The organism is Nostoc sp. (assembly GCF_036917275.1).
GTDB lineage: Bacteria > Cyanobacteriota > Cyanobacteriia > Cyanobacteriales > Nostocaceae > Nostoc.
The window spans coordinates 1-18323 of record NZ_JBALDF010000067.1 but is presented as its reverse complement, the minus strand read 5'-3'; the positions used below and the strand labels follow the sequence as shown (position 1 = coordinate 18323).

Annotated in this window: 18 protein-coding genes and 1 pseudogene; 6 read left to right on the top strand and 13 right to left on the bottom strand. The window is 41.5% G+C overall.

Going from position 1 to position 18323, the window contains the following annotated elements; genetic code table 11:
* Nucleotides 1-126: 126 nt before the first annotated feature.
* Nucleotides 127-222: pseudogene (locus V7K35_RS29835) on the top strand (hypothetical protein); the annotation flags it as partial.
* 103 nt (nt 223-325) lie between these two features.
* Nucleotides 326-1285: a general stress protein gene (locus V7K35_RS26265; RefSeq protein ID WP_335083046.1), complete on the top strand. Its 960-nt coding sequence runs from the start codon at nt 326-328 to the stop codon at nt 1283-1285.
* 341 nt (nt 1286-1626) lie between these two features.
* Here V7K35_RS26265 and V7K35_RS26260 read toward each other — a convergent pair whose 3' ends face one another.
* The gene (locus V7K35_RS26260; RefSeq protein ID WP_298916998.1) at nt 1627-1827 is read right to left on the bottom strand and encodes a heavy-metal-associated domain-containing protein; all 201 of its coding nucleotides are present in this window, start codon (nt 1825-1827) and stop codon (nt 1627-1629) included.
* A gap of 437 nt (nt 1828-2264) precedes the next feature.
* Here V7K35_RS26260 and V7K35_RS26255 point away from each other — a divergent pair, with 437 nt between their 5' ends.
* Entirely contained in the window at nt 2265-3242 is a 978-nt protein-coding gene (locus V7K35_RS26255) for a threo-3-hydroxy-L-aspartate ammonia-lyase (protein ID WP_335083044.1), read from the top strand.
* A 43-nt stretch (nt 3243-3285) separates the two neighbouring features.
* A complete protein-coding gene (locus tag V7K35_RS26250; protein ID WP_335083042.1) occupies nt 3286-3504 on the top strand; it encodes a hypothetical protein in 219 nt (72 codons plus the stop codon).
* Nucleotides 3505-3547: 43 nt separating this feature from the next.
* Here the strand turns inward: V7K35_RS26250 and V7K35_RS26245 are convergent, their stop codons facing one another.
* The 4 genes from V7K35_RS26245 to V7K35_RS26230 all read right to left on the bottom strand — a co-directional run bounded on the left by V7K35_RS26245 (nt 3548) and on the right by V7K35_RS26230 (nt 7530).
* Nucleotides 3548-4045, bottom strand: a complete 498-nt coding sequence (locus V7K35_RS26245; RefSeq protein WP_335083040.1) for a protein kinase domain-containing protein — start codon at nt 4043-4045, stop codon at nt 3548-3550.
* Between the two features lie 199 nt (nt 4046-4244).
* A complete protein-coding gene (locus V7K35_RS26240; protein WP_335083038.1) occupies nt 4245-6176 on the bottom strand; it encodes an NAD(P)-binding protein in 1932 nt (643 codons plus the stop codon).
* 103 nt (nt 6177-6279) lie between these two features.
* The gene (locus tag V7K35_RS26235; RefSeq protein WP_335083036.1) at nt 6280-7197 is read right to left on the bottom strand and encodes a hypothetical protein; all 918 of its coding nucleotides are present in this window, start codon (nt 7195-7197) and stop codon (nt 6280-6282) included.
* Nucleotides 7198-7530, bottom strand: coding sequence for a hypothetical protein (locus tag V7K35_RS26230; protein WP_335083034.1), 333 nt, complete (start codon nt 7528-7530; stop codon nt 7198-7200). It abuts the gene before it with no gap.
* Between the two features lie 593 nt (nt 7531-8123).
* Between V7K35_RS26230 and V7K35_RS26225 the strand changes: the two genes are divergently transcribed.
* Together V7K35_RS26225 and V7K35_RS26220 are read left to right on the top strand one after the other, a co-directional pair.
* Entirely contained in the window at nt 8124-9452 is a 1329-nt protein-coding gene (locus V7K35_RS26225; RefSeq protein WP_335083032.1) for an amino acid permease, read from the top strand.
* Nucleotides 9453-9509: 57 nt separating this feature from the next.
* Nucleotides 9510-10055, top strand: coding sequence for an RNA 2'-phosphotransferase (locus V7K35_RS26220; RefSeq protein ID WP_335083030.1), 546 nt, complete (start codon nt 9510-9512; stop codon nt 10053-10055).
* A gap of 473 nt (nt 10056-10528) precedes the next feature.
* Here V7K35_RS26220 and V7K35_RS26215 read toward each other — a convergent pair whose 3' ends face one another.
* From V7K35_RS26215 to V7K35_RS26180, 8 genes are all read right to left on the bottom strand, one after another.
* Nucleotides 10529-11317 carry an SDR family oxidoreductase gene (locus V7K35_RS26215; RefSeq protein ID WP_335083028.1) on the bottom strand — a complete coding sequence of 263 codons (789 nt, stop codon included), beginning with the start codon at nt 11315-11317 and terminating at the stop codon, nt 10529-10531.
* Nucleotides 11318-11335: 18 nt separating this feature from the next.
* Complete coding sequence (locus V7K35_RS26210; RefSeq protein WP_335083026.1) at nt 11336-12157, bottom strand: NADPH-dependent oxidoreductase; 822 nt, start codon at nt 12155-12157, stop codon at nt 11336-11338.
* A gap of 223 nt (nt 12158-12380) precedes the next feature.
* Nucleotides 12381-13499 (bottom strand): sulfonate ABC transporter substrate-binding protein, encoded by a 1119-nt coding sequence (locus V7K35_RS26205; protein WP_335083024.1) that lies wholly within the window; start codon nt 13497-13499, stop codon nt 12381-12383.
* A 152-nt stretch (nt 13500-13651) separates the two neighbouring features.
* A complete protein-coding gene (locus V7K35_RS26200; RefSeq protein WP_335083022.1) occupies nt 13652-14413 on the bottom strand; it encodes a class II aldolase/adducin family protein in 762 nt (253 codons plus the stop codon).
* On the bottom strand, nt 14397-15071 hold the full coding sequence (locus V7K35_RS26195; RefSeq protein ID WP_334792828.1) for a cysteine dioxygenase family protein: 675 nt from the start codon (nt 15069-15071) through the stop codon (nt 14397-14399). The genes V7K35_RS26200 and V7K35_RS26195 overlap by 17 nt, the downstream gene beginning before the upstream one ends.
* A 72-nt stretch (nt 15072-15143) precedes the next feature.
* Nucleotides 15144-15353: an RRXRR domain-containing protein gene (locus tag V7K35_RS26190; protein ID WP_334792829.1), complete on the bottom strand. Its 210-nt coding sequence runs from the start codon at nt 15351-15353 to the stop codon at nt 15144-15146.
* 202 nt (nt 15354-15555) lie between these two features.
* Nucleotides 15556-16677 carry an LLM class flavin-dependent oxidoreductase gene (locus V7K35_RS26185; protein WP_335083020.1) on the bottom strand — a complete coding sequence of 374 codons (1122 nt, stop codon included), beginning with the start codon at nt 16675-16677 and terminating at the stop codon, nt 15556-15558.
* Nucleotides 16678-16759: 82 nt separating this feature from the next.
* The gene (locus tag V7K35_RS26180) at nt 16760-17806 is read right to left on the bottom strand and encodes an aliphatic sulfonate ABC transporter substrate-binding protein (protein WP_335083018.1); all 1047 of its coding nucleotides are present in this window, start codon (nt 17804-17806) and stop codon (nt 16760-16762) included.
* Nucleotides 17807-18323 lie beyond the last annotated feature (517 nt).

Below are 18323 nucleotides of genomic sequence, written 5' to 3'. Positions count from 1 at the left end.
GGAGCTAAAAGACTCATTCACGAGTATCAAAGACTCGTTAACGGAGCTAAAAGACTCATTCACGAGTATCAAAGACTCGTTAACGGAGCTAAAAGCCTCATTCACGAGTATCAAAGACTCGTTAACGGAGCTAATGGGGCTTTAACTTTTAATATTTCTACTGCTGTTGCTTTTGTTGCCGCAGCAGCAGGGGTAAAAGTTGCCAAGCATGGCAGGAGAAACTGATGTTTTAGCAGTTTGTGTCAAAGGTATTGATTTAAGATTACAGGTAATGAAAAACTAGATTTGTGCGGAATTAATTTTCCCCTGTTATCAAGGAGTAATAATGGTTTTAAGTCAATATCAACGTGCTGTAGGCGTATTTACTCATCGTCGAGATGCAGAACAGGCACTACATGAGTTGAGAGATTCTGGCTTGGCGATGGAAAAAGTATCTGTAGTTGTACAGAATGTAGACCGCAACCATGAGATTGCCGATGATCAAATTAAAGAGCGCACTGGTGATAAAGCCGACGAAGGTGCTACAGTAGGAGGGCTTTCAGGGGGCGCTGTTGGTGGGTTGACTGGTTTATTAGTAGGTCTTGGTACTTTAGCAATTCCTGGAGTTGGGCCAATAATGCTGGCTGGGGCAGCCGCAACTGCTTTGGTTACAACCCTTGTTGGCGCAAGTATTGGTGCTGCTACTGGAACTTTTGCTGGTGCATTAGTTGGTTGGGGAATATCGGAAGAACAAGCTAGAGCATATAACCAGCGAGTAGAGTATGGACATTATTTAATAATCGTGGATTGTACATCTTTGGAAATTGCTACAGTAGAAGCAATTTTACAGCGTTGGGGTATTGAAGAGTTTGGCATTTACGAGCATTTCAACAGTGAGCAATTACCTACAAATTATTTAACCACAACAACTGCTACTACTATTCCTAATAAAAGTGGGATTTTGACTAAGTATGCTATTAGTTACTTTGATAATATAGATAATGCTGAAGCGGCAATTAATGAGATGTATGTCGCAGGTTTTCCAGCAAACCAGATTTCCTTAATTATTAAAGACTTTTCTCAATTTATTGGGTCAATAGACGTTAATTTAAGCGAGCGCTTTGACGCTATCAGGCTAGGAATAGGAGATGAGTGGGCACGCTTTTACAACGAGCAAATTGCTCAAGGCAATTACATACTCATCGTTAGTGGTACAGACAATGAGCTTGAGCAGGTTAGCTTGATTTTGGGCAATTATGGGGTTCAGGAATGTCAAATTTATGACCCCATGTTAATTCGTTCTTGAAAAGGAGTACTGGAAAATTTAACAGTTTTGTCAGAGCAAACAAATATACAGCTATACTTTCAAAATCTTACTGTCTTCAGCTGTATCTGTTACAGCTTAAAAGTTAAGCAGAAAGCTAAGTATTTCAAGCCTGTCTGAAGTAGATTAATTAATAATATTCCACCCGGAAACCGGGCGAATATATGACTAATACCAATTATCTATGAGGTTACATAGAACAAGGGGCTTAAGCCCCTTGTCTTACCAAGCCCGATTTTGTGGAGTTTCACAAAGAATTGGTATAAGCAATAGTGCTGGCTAAATTACTTGATCTAAATCTTCTCAGAAATTTAGAAATGTAGTTAATAGCCTTCTATTGTATAACCAGCAGATTGAACTATCTGTTTAATTGTCTCTTCAGAAGCCGCAGCATCTACAGTTACAGTTTTTGCATTAACGTCCACATCTACTTTGGCATCAGATTCCATAGTCAAAATAGATTTAGTTATTTTCTTGGCGCACTCATCACCTTTGATATCCGGAACTTTCAATTTAATCGCCATTACTTACCTCATTACGTCCGATGGAATTTCTATTTCATAAATATAATAACAGTTAAGATAGGGAATGTAAATCTTACTAAAGTGAGGAAATTAGGCATCCAAAAGATAGTAATAAATAATAGCTATACTTAAATAGTTATTAAAACATTTCGTAGGCAATAAATGAAATAAATGTCAAAATCTCTAAAGTAATTTATGAAAATCTACTTAGTACTACTAACTTCTAAAAACCCGCTTTTTTAGTTTATTATGAAGACTCCACTAGAGATTGCAGATTCTCCTATAGGCGTTCCTGTTAAACATAGTTATTCATACACCACTACCTGAACATACAAACGTTTATACGTAAGTCACAAAACTTTTTATCTATAGTTTTTAACTTATTTTTATGCCCCAGGTATTTCTGCCTAACGTTAAAAGCATATATATCAAAATCAATGCTACAGCATAATTCCGTTGCTATAACTGACGTGCAAGCAGCACAAAAGCGGATTTTGGGGATTGCCCACCGCACACCTGTGCTGACTTCTAGAATCGTTAACGATCGCACCAATAGTCAAGTGTTCTTTAAGTGCGAAAACTTTCAACGCACCGGGGCATTTAAATTTAGAGGGGCGTACAATGCCCTAGCCCAACTATCGGTAGCAGAAAAACAAACAGGCGTTCTCACCTATTCATCGGGAAATCATGCCCAAGCGATCGCCTTGGCTGGACAATTACTAAATATTCCCACCACCATTGTCATGCCTGATGATGCTCCTGCCGTCAAACAAACTGCGACTCGTGGCTATGGTGCAGAGGTAATTTTGTACAATCGCCAAGAAACAAACCGGGAAGAATTAGCCCAAAATCTAGCACAGGAGCGCTCTTTGACACTCATACCCCCTTACGATCATCCCCATGTAGTCGCCGGACAGGGGACAACTGCTCTAGAATTGATCCAAGAAGTTGGTCAATTGGACTTACTATTAGTTTGTTGTGGCGGTGGCGGATTACTTTCTGGGTGTGCGATCGCAGCCAAAGCACTTTTACCCAATTGTAAAGTAATCGGGGTAGAACCAGCACTTGCCGACGATGCTACGCGCTCCTTTCACACCAAAACGCTGCAAACTGTCAACAATCCTGATACCATCGCCGATGGTGCGCGGACTCCTAGCCTTGGTCAAATTACTTTCCCCTTAGTGCTGCATTACGTCGATGATATGGTGACAGTATCTGAAGAAGCAATTCTTCGCACCATGTTTTTCTTGTGGGAACGTCTGAAAATTGTAGTTGAACCCACCGGAGTACTCGCAGCCGCAGCCTTACTCGAAGGTGTGGTGACAGCACCAGAGGCGAGGATTGGTGTGATTATCAGCGGTGGGAATGTAGATTTGGCGCAAGTTGGTAAATTGTTTTCTCTAGGATTGTATTGAACCGAGTGTGCTATGGCAGTCCTAAATCATTTGTGAAAATTATATGTCTCTTTCTTCTTTCTTCCCTTTGCGTCCTTGGCACGCCAGTTGCTTCAAGTCGGCACAGCCGCCCAACGCACTGGCTCGTCCTTGGCGGTTCGTTTCATTATCTACATTTTTCACAACTCAGATAGGATTGCTATATGCCCAATTCATCAAGTCTGTGTTAACCCAGAAAGGAGAACGTGGTTTATATTTTTACGATCCAATGGTCATAACCTAGAAATATTAATCTGTGCATAAATTTTTGGTTGACACATCTTATGCTAGATTACCCGCTTTTGCGAACAGGGAATTTGAATGATAAACTCTGCGCCCTGTCCAGGTGCAGAAATGCACTCTATTGTACCGTGATGTTTGTCTACTACGATTTGATAACTGATTGATAATCCTAAACCAGTATGGTGTAATTCACCTAAAGCTTGGGTAATTTGAATACCTATATTGAGAAAATCAAGTAACTCTATTTTTTCTGCCTGGATAATTTTGGAGAGCGAAGTACCATCAAAATTTTCTAACACAATGGCAAAACCATTGTTGTATTTTTCTAGGCTATGAGCTTTAATAACTCCTGGGATATCTAAATTTTTGAGCAGTTCATATTCATGTTTTAATGCCGCTGTATGTTTTAGCTCAGGGTATTCTGTTTTTAAAAGTTTAATAACTACTAGTTTACTATCTTGATTTCTACTGGCTCGATAAACTGTAGTTTTGGTTCCTTCATAAATTAATTCTATAATTTGGTAATTAGATAATGTAATCATTTGTTATATTAATAATTGAAGCAATTTTTAAAGTTGGGTAAATGATGATTCTATTATTTATCTAATAAATATATTTTTAAAGTCGGTTAAGAAACTTTAAAAATGTATAGAACCATCAAATAATCTAGGTTTTGGCAACCTAAATAATCATAATTTTTGTTGAGTTTTTCAAAATGCACTTCATTAATTTGAATATATTTTATAACCAAGAATCCCACTCACCAATAATTTTTTTGGTGTATTTTATATGGAAGCATTGGTGTAGAATAGCTCGTGTTGCTTGCATTGCAGACATTACTGTAGCTTCCACGCAACCAGAATTGTAACCGTTGTTAATCCAGTCGCCAGTTAGGTAAAGGTTATCAAACCCAGATTCATCAGTTTTAAGTCGATATTTGGTACTTCCAGGTACAGAAAGTACATAGCGTTCTGATGGGTTAATGTTAATTCGCCAGTATTGAGCTTTAAAGCGTTCTACTCCCTGACGGTTTTGAAAATCTACTAGTAAATCCCAATTCAAACCTTGGGGATTTTTGGGGTGAGTAGGATTAGCCCAAAGGTGTCCGATGTAATTGTTGAGGAAGTAAATTGCTTGTTGCTCTACTACTTTTTGGGCTTTAGCTGGAAAATCATATTCTGTGTGTGGAGGAATACCTGGATCTGCAATTACGCCGGTGAAATAAGCTACACTGTAAGGATAATGCTGAGAAGGCCAATTTTCTCGTACTATTAATTCGCTCATATCTGCGTAAACATCAAGCGGTTCAATATAAGCTCCTAGCACATGACTAGATTTTTGCCATCCCAATTGTCGTAAGGTAGGCTTAAGCCATATTTGTCCGCCTTGAGTAGTTACTGTCTTAACTTGAGTTAACATATCCTGCCATTTTTGATGCACTGGATTTTTTTTGGCATGGAGCAATTCACCGCAAATAGAGGGTAAGGCGGCTATAGGAATTCCCAGCAAGACAATATCGAAATCATCGCCTTTGGTAAGGGTAATTTTTTCTACATTCTGCCAAGGTGTCCAATATGATTCAAGGTTAATTTCTTTATCTTGGAGTTTTTGGGCTTCTTCATCGACAATCTGATCATAAAGAGGTTCACTAGGCCAGCAACGAATGTCTTTAACTTTGATGAGTGGTTGATATTCTTGCTCTGGGTTTTTTAAATTTACTTGGCGAGCTAAAGTTATACTTGCAATTGATTGTTGATCTTTATCCAAGTGCAACTGCTTGGCAACATGGAAGAACTTAAATTTTACACCGCGACGCTTTAGCACTTCATATAGTGGAGTGATGACTACCTCCGCCATCCCTGATTGCATTTTCCACATGATTGCGCCATTGTATTTGAACAACATCGTGGTGAGGATACGGATAGCTGTTCCTGCTGCTAGTTGTGGTTTATTGGTATTGCCTTCTGGAAAACCATACACTAAATCGTATAAAACGCGAATAAATGCTGATTTAACACTTGATTCCCTAGCTCCGTGTTTTCGTAGCCAGTCTATGTAGTTGTACTCATCTAAACTGTCTAGGGAACGAAAATGAATTACCTCTTTGCCTAATGCTATTTGTTTGGCAAGAGATACTGAGGAACTTTTGTAAAGATTGAACTGGTCGTAATTCTCAATTTCGGCGTAAGTCTGAATTACGAATTTGATGGTGGTGCAAATATATTCCCAAAGAGAAGAAATACCGCCACCTTCCCAAGGAACTAGAGAATTGGTAGGGAAGTTAAAAGGCAGAGTTACCCAATTTTGATTAATGTATTCTTCTAAGACGATAAAACTGTGGGGTTTGAATGCGTCTTCTATGGTACTGAAAGGCCCGTTGCCACCAACTTCGTCGTAGCATTGCTTGAGTAGACGAAAGGCATTTTCGTAGAATCCAAAAAAAATGTGCAGTCCATGTTCTTCGATGCGGTAGTCTGGTTGATAATCAGGTGCATGAGGTTTGATATTGCGTCCAGTTGCACATTTACCACCTAAACGCCAACCTGTTTGATAAATAGTAATGTCGTAGAGACTATCCCACTCTGGTTGACTGGTTAATTCATAAGCGGTGGTTAATGATGCGATTCCACCGCCTAAGATAGCGATTTTTTTTGGCTTAAAAATTTCAGACATATTTATTTTCCTTTGCGTAGTAAGGGTAAAGAAGGAAGCAGAAGGTAGGAGAGATAATTTACTCAGTACGGACTAAACTTTAGCTATCTGCTCACAGCACTCACTAATTTTTTTGTGGTGCTTGCCAAACGGCTTTTCCATCTTTGAGAGTGAAGTCGAAATGCAGGACGAAACCAAGCTTTACTGGGATATTTACTGATTCGCTACCTGCGGGATAACCTTTGTCTAGTCCTAAGTCTTGGACGATTGGTTGACTAGCGAAATTATTGATTTTTAATTGAAATTGATCGCCAAAACCATTAAAGCCAAAGAGTTTACCGCCATAGAAGGTTTGTAGTTGCATGGGGGATTCAATCAGTGCTTGATAGCAGGCTTTTTTGCTGTTTTCTACGTCGCGGATTTGTTTTAGGGTAACGAGAGGGACGATTCTGTTTAGGAGATATTCAAGGAGATTAAAGGGTAACTGTAAGCCAGGAATGGCAATCTTGTTATTGTTAAATAATAAGCTAGCGATCGCTGTTGTTGCTTCTTCAAAAGTGTCCCATGTTTTGATAGCTTGATGTTTACCTCCTGTACTGATGCGTTGAACTTCCAGCAGGCGTGCATCTAGAGATTGACTTGTCGGAGAAAATTCTTTAAATACTAAGGTGTCTACCGTTAATAAATCCGGTTCTTGATTTAAGTCAGGAATCTGAAATGTGCCAAGTTGTTTAAAGAAGCCGTAGACTTCTCTACCAGAAACTAGGATCGGACAATTATTCACGTACAAGTAAGGCATGAACCAAGCTAGGCGTTCGGCAATGAATAAAGGGCCGACTCTTTTACCTACCACTGTTAACATCCAAAAGATGGCTTCTTCTTCATGCACAATTCCTTTGTCATAATCGGGAGGATAGATAGAACTTAAAGAATCTATCTTGTTGAACGTCAAGATAAGATAGTTCGTCGCTGGGCGATATTCAATCTCCCCGTTATTGGGATCATTGAGATATTTATCACACACCTCTTGTAACTTTGCCATTCAACCTTCAACGACAAAACCGTACATTTTTGTCCCTTTAATATCGTAGGGTTGATTAAACGCCTGTCCATCTGCTCGTTCTATATATTTGGGGTATGGTGATTTGTTATCACCTCCATAAAAGTAGTTTTTGAAAAAACTAGTCATATCTTGTTCCATATTTTTGCCTTTTACCGCTAAATCTTGGAACAATTGATCCGGTTTTTGTTGTATTTGGGTAAGGTAATTTGTGAGTTTTTGGGGTTCTTGAAGTAGAGCAGTAAATTCGCTAACAGCGCCTAAAGCCGTATGGAAACTTGTTTGTATTGTCTGCAAAGGGTTGTTGATGTTCATAGCGTCTTGGTAATTTACCTGACTATTTTTATACTAGTTTTTTGTTTATTCCTATGTACAGAGATATAAGAATATTAGATACCTCCGTGTTTCTGTACTATTGTGTCAAAGGAGTTTTAATTTGTCCTTACTAAAACCCGATAATCTGTTAAATAAATAACAATCATTCTTCAGCAGAGGGTCTTGTTTGAAGTGTTCCCTTTATACTGGCTTTTCTAACAAATTGCTCAGACAGCGAATCTTGGCACAAGGTTTACAACCAACGCCACCAGTGTCAATCCAATAGCCAATGTCAGCAAAGCTCTTGATATTCTTGGGGGGTTAGATGGTTTGGGGCGATTGGCTACGGCATTAGGGGAGAGGGCGCGATCGCACGGATGCATTTGCCCAAAGTAAAATTTAATCAAGTGCTATAAGTGACATTTAGACTTCATAATTTATGTGTAATGATCAAGTAGCGATGTCTACGACGGGCTACGCCTACGCTTACTTACCACAAAAATTTGGTTAAAAAAGCAGGAACATCAGGGTTTTTGCGAAGAATATTTACACATGTTAATATTGTTAATTTTGTTTAAGTACAGATATTCAGTATGGTTGCCATAAAGACTGTTCTCAAAGATTCAGAGCAAATCACTCGATTGTTTTCTCATCTCGAATTTGATGGAAAGAAACTTAATCATCAACCGGGTAGCGTATTGGGAAGTACTGCATTGATTGCGGGAACCACCATTGGGGCTGGGATTCTCGCCTTACCAGCTGTTACCCTGCCGTCTGGTATTGTGCCATCCACATCTGGGCTGATTGCTGTTTGGCTCTACGCTTTAGTTTCAGGGTTATTGGTTGCAGAAGTGATCTTAAACACGATGCGAACAGAAGGGTGTCCGAGTATAGGTTTTTTGGGAGTTGTTGAGAAGATCCTTGGTAAGCTGGGAGGGCGAATTGCTGGCGGCGCATATTTATTCATGCATTATGCTCTCTTAGTGGCATACATCGCTGAAGGTGGAGAGATTTTAGGATCTGCGGCGGCAAAAGTTTGGGGTGTGCAGATATTGCCAAAGTGGGTGGGTACAACGACTTTCACGCTCTTATTTGGTGGCATTATGTATCTTGGGCGAGAAAAGTTTATTGAGAAATTAAACAGCGCCTTTGTCGGAATTGTTATTGTTTCCTTTTTGGGACTATTGTTTCTGGTAGGAGGGCACATTCAGAGTGCCCAACTATTATTTCAGAATTGGAGTGCCCTTGGTAGTGCTATTTCAGTAATGTCTGTGGCGCTATTTTTCCAAAACGTTGTGCCACTGGTTGTGACGCAACTCGAAGGGGATGCCCACAAAATTCGTCAGTCTATCTTTATTGGTTCTGTGATTCCTCTAATTATGTTCTTGGCGTGGAATGCCGTAATTTTAGGAAGCATCAGTCCTGATATCGTACATGACACATCTGATGGTACAACTATTTTTGACCCGTTACAAATTCTCCGAACAGGTGGTGTAGGGGAATGGTTAGGAGTGCTAGTATCCATTTTTTCAGAGTTTGCGATCGCCACATCATTTATTGGATTTGTATACGGGTTGCTGAATGTGTTCAAAGATATTTTCCTAATTACACAGGGCAAACTTTCTAGTCGCCTATCCCTCTATTCGCTGGTTCTTTTCCCTCCTATGACTCTGGGCACACTCAATCCCACCATCTTTTTTACTGCCCTAGATTACACTGGAACATTTGGTATCTCAGTTCTCGGTGGAATTATTCCAGCGTTAATGAGTTGGAAGCAACGTCAAGAACAAGAAAACTCAGATAGTATAAATCAATCACTCGTTCCTGGTGGCAAGGTGACACTCATGGTGATGATTGGAGTGGCGTTAGCCATGATGGGAAGACAAATTCTGGCAATTGCCACACAGTCAAACCATCAATGAAATTTTACGTAACATAAACAGCTATAATTGTAGTATAAAGATGACAAACACAATCAAATGAGTGATTCTCGCCTCGTCAAAATCAGCAAATATCTCAGTAAATATCTGCGACATACACCGGATGCAATTGGAATTAAACTTGCTCCTGCTGGTTGGGTTGCTGTTGATGAACTACTTACTGCTTGTGCTAAAAACAAGTTTCCGATTAACCGTCAGGAATTAGAGGCGGTAGTTGAATCCAACGAGAAACAACGGTTTTCTTTTGATTCTACAGGGACTCTGATTCGTGCGAACCAAGGACATAGTATAAAAGTCGATTTACAATTAGAATCTGTTGTTCCCCCAGATGAGCTTTATCACGGCACGGGACACAAATCTGTAAAAGCTATTATGCAAACAGGACTTTGCAAAATGTTACGACATCATGTCCATTTATCGAAGGATATTGCAACAGCACAAACTGTTGGTATAAGACATGGAAAAGCAGTAGTTTTTGTTGTATATGCTGCGGCAATGCATCAGGCGGGTTACATTTTCTATTGTTCTGCTAATGGTGTTTGGTTAGTGGATCATGTTCCACCTGAGTATCTACAAAAAATTTGAATTTTAATAAGTTGTTAAGATTTATTTAGAAATCCGAAAAGAGGAACTGTTTCCTTGTTTTGAGTATTTGATAGCATTGGTTTTACCCATAGCTTCTGTCAGTATTTGTGCTTGGCGCGATCGCTCTGAGCTAATATGCCTTTTGGCATATTCCACGGCTTTTAAGCCGTGGTTACGTAACTACCTTATGGTTTTTTTGTGCCCAAGACTTGCGCCATAGGTATAGAGTTATCAAAATTATCGTTAGTTCATTAAACTGACGCAAATCATTGCTTAAATTACGATTAATTAGTGGATCATCAAATAGAGGGAATTATGGTAACTAGGCTGGAAGCATTTAAATCACCTCGATTTATTGGAAAACCGATTTTAGCAGATGTCGAATTTTTTGACTCTTTGGAAAAGATTGATCAATTTGCTGCTGATACGGACAAAAAAATTTTTTCGATGGTCTGGTTCTGTTGTCAAACTCCTCAAAATGTTCCTTGAATAATTCCGCCATCTACTTGCAGCATGACCCCATTTACAAATGAGGCGGCTGGTGAACTCAGAAATACCGCGACATTGGCAAACTCTTCTGGTGTCCCTATACGACCTAAAGGAACTGTCCCATTGACTCTAGCAATTTCTGCTGCTTTCGTTTCACCACTTTTAGCAATGCGGGCGTTGATTAATTCTTCTACTCGTTCTGTATATGTCCAGCCTGGTAAGATGCTGTTGACGCGAATTTTATCGCTACCGAGTTCTTGGCTGAGAGTTTTCGTTAAACCAATCACCGCTAATCGAATCGAATTAGACAACACCAGATTTTGGGCTGGTTGTTTAGTTGAGGTTGAGGTGATGGTCAGAATCGCTGGTGCTGTAGATTGGCGTAAGTAAGGTAAAGCGAACTTCACCAAGCGTACCGCACTCAGCAAAGTCAAGTTGATCGAAGTTTCCCAAGTTGCCAAATCGATATCGTCAAAAGTGCCAGCGGGTGGGCCTCCGGCGTTGGTAACTAAGATATCCAACCCGCCGAATTTCTCTACTGTGGCATTAATCACTAGCTCAATATCTGCTTGACTAGTAACGTCTGCACGCAGAGATAGCACTTCTGTACCTGTTTTGCTTTCAATTTCCGCAGCTGTTTTGTCAATTAACTCACTGCGGGCGCAGATGGCAATTTTTGCACCCTCACGGGCAAATTGCCTTGCTGTAGCTTTGCCTAAACCTTTACTAGCAGCTGTCACTAAGGCGACTTTGCCACGGAGTTGCAAATCCATAATCTTGATTCTTCTTGTTTACAGTAACTTGAAGCCGAGGTGATTGAGAACTTCACGCAAGCGATCGCGTCCCTTCAATGACTCGACAGTTGCGATCCGTTGGGCTGAGTGTTCTGACCAATCACCAGGGATATTCATCTTTTGTTCAGTATAGAAGTCTTTGATGATATTGTTATAGTGAGCGATCGCTTCTTCTTGATCTGCCAATTTATAAGTTTCACGGTGCAGCACCGCTGACTGGGGCAACCTTGGCTTAATCGCTGCTTCTACCTCTGGATTCGCATAGCCGACACACAGCCCAAATACAGCATACACAGAGGAGGGCAAATTCAATATCTCTGCTACCTCTTGCGGGCGGTTCCTGATTCCGCCAATATATACTGTTCCCAAACCGAGTGATTCCGCTGCGACTGCTGCGTTTTGCGCCGCCAAGGTTGCATCAATTGTTGCCATTACAAACATTTCCAAGTATTCCAGCGCATCATGAGAGATGCCACGACTATCGGCTACGTAGCTTAGACGCGCCAAGTCTGCTAACCAAACCAAGAATAAAGGAACCTGTTTAATATGTGCTTGGTTTCCTGCTAGCTTGGATAACTCCTCTTTGCGCTGTTGATCTTCGACTGCTACCACACTCCAGGTTTGCAAATTAGAGGAAGTTGATGCAGATTGGGCGGCTGCAATTAGTAACTCCAGAGTTCCTGGTGGTAAAGGATCAGATAAATAAGACCGGATTGAACGGTGAGATAGTAGTGCTGTCAGGGAATCATTCCATTCAATTTCGGGATTGAAGGGAATTTCACCGTAGCGCGATCGCAGTAGTTCTGTAGGATTAGTCATAATCAATTCCAAGATTTACATTTCAAAAATTGTCAGTTGAATAAAAGACTTTAGTATCAATTTAAGGTTTAAAATCTTGTTTCCAGGTCTAAGAAGGAAATGCTCTTTATTGGGCTGCTGCCACTTGAATACGAGGCAGAGCCATTCCTAGTTGGAGACTAGTAACTAGGCATTTATAGGGGCACACAGATGTGTGCCCCTATAGCTTACTCATTGTACTAGTTTAAATTTTTGGTGAAAAGGCAGCATATTCTTCTTTTGTCAACACTGCATCCTTGACATTTACCTCTTTGGGAATTAACTTCAATTTATAATATGTATCCGCAACACCTTGTTGGAGATTTATTAGATTGTCGTCAATTGGGACAAGACCAAAAATCCGTCTGTTAGTTGCTTTTTTCATCGTTTCTACGTCAATTCCCAACACAGGTGCTAGAGTTTTTGCTACCTCTTCTCGATTCTGTTTAGACCAATCTTCTAGATTTTGAATTTCCTCCACTATTGCCTTGACAGTTTGGGGATTTTCAGTGACAAATTTGCGAGTCATCAAATAATATCCTCCCTGTTTATTGATTCCTGTGCCATCAATTAGGACTCTGGCTTTAGTTGCCTCTTCAGCTGCTGCATAGAAGGGGTCCCAAATCACCCAAGCATCTACACTACCCTTGACAAATGCAGCGCGGGCATCAGCCGGCGCCAAATATTTAGGTTCAATGTCAGTATATTTCAATCCCGCTTTTTCTAAAGCTTGGACTAACAATAAGTGAGCGCTAGAGCCTTTTTGAAAGGCAACTTTTTTACCTTTGAGGTCAGTAAGTTTTTGAATTTGTGAATTTTGAGGAACAAGAATTGCTGAACTAGCCGGAGTAGCCGCAGTACCAACAACGTAAGTTAGTGATGCTCCGGCTGCTTGGGCAAATATTGGCGGTGATTCTCCTACAGGACCGATGTCAATACTACCCACATTCATGGCTTCTAGGAGTTGGGGACCTGCTTGAAATTCAGTCCACTTTACAGTGATCCCTTCTGGTGCCAAACGCTTTTCTAAAACACCTTTAGTTCTAAGCAAAATGGTCGATTTTTGATAGCCAAATCTTACCATTGTTGCTTTATTGGAAGCCGAATTGCTAACAGATGTGGCACTGGGATTAGGGGAATTAACAGTAGGTGTCGATGAGCAGGCGGCAAATAGCACGCTCAGACAAAGACCTGCAACAAAAGCCCCTGCAATTGGCAAAGGAGAAGAAAAGAATAATTTATGTTGGTTGTTAAATGGGATATTCCTGATTTTTATCAACGATATCCACTTGGTAATTAAGCGGCGAAAAATTAGGTGAATCATCAAAATGATTTCTCTGAACTATATTTATACTATAAACTTATAGGTTTACTGGAGTATGTAGATAAATCTAGGTTAAATTGATCTAAAAATAGCAGGAAGTAGGGTAAATTGATACTTCCCTGCCTATTGCTTAAGTGTCAAAAAACACAGCATTAATTCAGCAAATCAGGTTCTTCACGGATAATCCTGTCGTAAAGTGGCTGGAAGCTGAACCACCCACTTATATGTGACCCCACTTGAGTTTGCGTTAGGCGAGCTGTTTCGTGTTTGATAGTAGTAGGTCTACCCGCAGCTTCTGCTAGTAGTTGGGCTTGGCACGATCGCTCTAAGCTAATGTACCAAAAGGCAGCTTCATCTACCGTATGTCCCACAGTTAAAATGCTGTGGTTACGCAGGATTATGGCTTTATTTGCGCCCAAAGTTTGCGCCAGTCGCTGACCTTCAGAAAGTTCTAAAACCACACCTGTGAAATCATCAAATAAGGCATGGTCTTCATAAAAAGCACAGGAATCTTGAGTTAAGGGGTCAAGGAGACGACCTAAACTAGACCAGGCTTTACCATAAAGTGAATGGGCGTGAGCCGCTGCTATGACATCAGGTCGAGCTTCATGAATCTGAGAATGGATGGCGAAAGCCGCTTGATTCACCTCAGCATCGCCTTTAACCACCTCACCTTCTTTGTTAACTAAGATCAGGTCAGAGACTCGGATATGACCGAAGTATGTTCCAAATGGATTGACCCAGAAATGGTCTGTAAACTCCGGATCACGAGCTGTAATATGGCCGGCGATTCCCTCGCTGAACCCAAACTTACCAAACAGGCGAAAAGCAGCGGCTAGGCGTTGCTTACGGTGCAGGCGTTCGTCTTCAACTCGCTCGAATATAGGGGGTTGTAGTCTATCGGACTTGGGCATGTTCTTTTTCCTCTTCCTCTTTACAGGGAGCGTTGGAATATCCAGAGCGAAAGGACTTGACGCTATGAGATTCTGGGATGAACTGGTGACGCAAGATGCAGCCAGTATCATTACCTAGAAGATGAATAGATACAGATGCGCTCTGGGATGTGCTTTTAACGGCGTGGATATCACCATCTGGGGGTAAGAGGCGGTAGATATCCCCTGGTTGAACCGATCGCACTTCAGTTACTTGTAATTGTGCGTGTCCTTCGGCGTCATCCTTATCTACACGGTGATAGACTGTTTCTTCTTGATTGCCTTTGTATAAACCAATCAATCCCCAAGCCAAATGGTCGTGGACAGGAGTTGTTGAACCTGGGGGAATCACCAAGCTGAAGACTGAGAGGGAACGGTCCTTGGCGCGATAAAGCAGCCACTGGCCAATACCGCCGCCCATTTTGCTTTCGGGATTGATTTGAGCAAACTTTTCCGGGAGCCATTCCTGTTGGGCAAGCAGTTCTTGAAAATAGGGTTCTAATCTAGCTAGAGTTTGGGTGCGATCGTCAGCAGTGCTAGCGCTAATTTCACGCACTGTTGCTACAAAGGATCGTAGTTCCTGGCTCTCAATAAACCATTGGTCTTCTGGTAATGGTTCTAAGATGGTGTGGTTCGTCATTTATATTCCTCGGTTTGGGAGGCAACTAACATTTACTAATTCCTAATTCCTAATTCGTAGCTAATAATTAAATTACGAATTATGAATTACTTTAATGTCAGGGTGAAGCTTGAAGCCAAGTTGCTCAAGTTTTAGACGAGAAAGAGACTCTTTCAGAATGATAGTAAAGGGATATCGCTGAAATACGGTAGCTTTACCTTGTGACAATAGCAGCCTAGCACGGCTGATGCGTACTGGATATAAGGGTTGTTGATTGGCATCGAGAATCAATACTTTGGTCATGAATGATATTCCTTACGAATACAGTTATTAAGGGACTATCAAAAAATCAATCATCCAATCTTGATCTAAGGGATTTCCAACAAATAAATTATTCAATCTTGTGGAGTGGCCAACATGAGCGCCTTTGGCTACAAGCGACTTTTCTGACTATCCCACAAGAAGTAGTTGAATATTTTTTTATTTGTTTTTTATTTGAAAGTCCTTAAGCAACAACAGTTGCTTGTCGCTCCCGCCGTTGCACTTCTGCCCGGACTAGGGGAATCACATCACGACCATAAGCGATCGCATCTTCTAAGGGATCAAATCCCCGAATCAATAAAGTAGTTACCCCCGCTTCATAGTAATCCACAAGGGACTCTGCTACTTGCTCCGGTGTCCCAACTAGGGCTGTAGTGTTACCATAAGCACCAGTAACGGCAGCAATTGGCGTCCACAAGCGCTTATCGAAAATTTCGCTTTCTTGGGCAAACTGTAACAAACGATTGGAACCCACTGCTTGCGGACGTTCTGAATTAAAGTAGGGAGTTATTGGTAGCTGATTTTCGGTTTTTGCAGCCCGAATTTCCTTAACACGCGATAGAATTGAGTGCGCCCGTTCCCAAGCCTTTTTCTCAGTATCACCTAGAATCGGTCGCAACGAGACACTAAACCCTGGCGATCGCCCCGGTGGTGTTACGGCTTTTACTTCACGTATCCGTTCCTTAACTGCCGCAATCGGTTCTCCCCACATAGCGTAGACATCACTATGCTTTGCACCCACAGGTACTGCTGCACCAGAAGCACCGCCAAAGTACAGGGGTATGTGGGGTTGTTGTAAAGGCTTCACATCTGAGTAAGCATCTTTCACCCGGTAGAATTCGCCCTCATAGTCGAAGGGAGTATCACTCGTCCACACTCGGCGCACGATGTCGAGATACTCATCTGTACGGCGATAGCGAGTATCGTGGTCAAGCCAATCACCATCGCGTTGCTGTTCGGCATCGCTGCCACCTGTAATAATGTGTACGGCAATGCGACCATTAGTAAAATGATCCAAAGTTGCTGTCTTGCGTGCGAAGAGTGTAGGAGCCACGAAACCAGGGCGGTGGGCGATTAAAAACTTCAACCGTTCTGTTGCAGCCGCTGCGAAAGAAGCCACAGTTAAGCCATCGGGGCCAGTTGAACCATAACCAACTAGTACCCGATCAAAGCCACCATCCTCATGTGCCTTAGCAAACTTGCGGACATAGGCGGAATCTATCGAACCGCCCGTGATCGAAATTGTCGGCCCATCTAATTCAGATATTTGTCGCGTTCCAATCATCCCAATAAATTCAATCGGCATAGTAGTGCATCACCTCAAAAATTACAAACTTTATTTGGGCATTGGGCATGGTTGTCCCCCTTGTCCCCCTGCTTCCCTACTCCTACTTAGCGGTGGGGCAGATAGTAGCAGCAACATCTACCCTTTTCGGGAGAATTTTTTGCTCCAGCATCCAGTCAGCCGTCTTCTGAATTTTGACAACATCATCAGCATTAGGTGTGGCGAGTAGCTGTGGCCCTTGATTCTCAGTAACCCGCTTGGCTACGGCTGGGGAGATTTTGATGTCCTTAACCAAAAATTCGGCTGATTTTGCCGTATTTACATTCAACCAATCGTATTCCTCGCCTAAACCCTTGAAAGCTGCTTTCACCGCCTCTGGAGATTTAGCCGCAGCCTCATTACGCACAAGCATTACACTGTAGGTGGGCGCTGGATGGGTTGTGGGAATTCTCCTAGCACCATGCTCTAATTCGGCAATTGAGATATAGGGATCCCAAACTGCCCAAGCGTCCACAGTTCCTTGGTAGAGGGCGGGTGCAGCATCATTTGGAGCTAAGAAGACACGCTGAACTTTCTCTTTAGAAATATTCTCTTTTTCCAATACTTTTAATAACAGGTATTCACCTGCACCAGCCTGATTGACAGCAACTTTTTTACCTAAGAGGTCAGCAGGCTTACGGATAGAAGAGTCGCCACGCACTACGATCGCACTGCTCAATGATTCCGGTCTGGGACGCTGGACAGCCCCAATGCAAAGCTCCTGACCGGCGGCGATCGCTGACAACCCAGGAATGTCCCCGCACCCGCCTATATCGGCTTGATTAGCACTAATTGCTTGGAGTAAGGTAGCACATCGGTCAAAGGGGCCAGCCCATTCAGCTTTGATATTTTCAGCCGCAAGCCTCTTTTCTAACTCTCCTCGTTGACGGGCAATTGGTACCACACCTCCCTTTTGGTATCCCAGGCGAATCAAACTGGTTTTCTCTTGAGTTTGGTTACTGATATTTTGGGCAGTGTTAGTATTTGCAGAGTTCTTTGGAGCGCAGCCAGAAATCACCAAACCTAGCCAGGAACTAGCAACCAGTAAGGCACTAAGGGACTTGACTGAGCGTTGTGGCAATAAAAACAAGAACTTCTTGAACTGATTCAACAACTTTTTTATTACTCCTTTTATTAAAGAAAAGATAAGAATGAGAGTCTAGAGGTCAACTCCAGCACTCTCGTTTTTACCGCTAATTAGGGATTTTCAAGGAATAAATCATTCAATCTTGTGGGGTAGTCTCACAATCGATAGTTGGATATTTTTTATTGGGAAGTCTCTTAGCTATAGTATTTGTTTATACACTTACGGTAAATTGGTCGAATAACCGTTGAATAAACTACAAGCAGAAATTATCACATCCAAATTTAAAAAGCAAGTCGATTGTTACAAGTTCCAGGTGTGAGGAACGCAAAAAAGTGGAATTGTCCATCTCATCTAGACGTGTATTGTTTGTCCACAATGCCAAAAAGCGTTGGATTTGCTTGACTCAGAGTTTTATTGGTAGTGCAAAAAATGATATTATTAAATAATTATGGTTCTTCAGTACTTGTTATGCCAAATTATTAAGAATAGATATAAAATAATATTAAAAAATTTATCAATAATCTGCTAGGAGTACTATGAA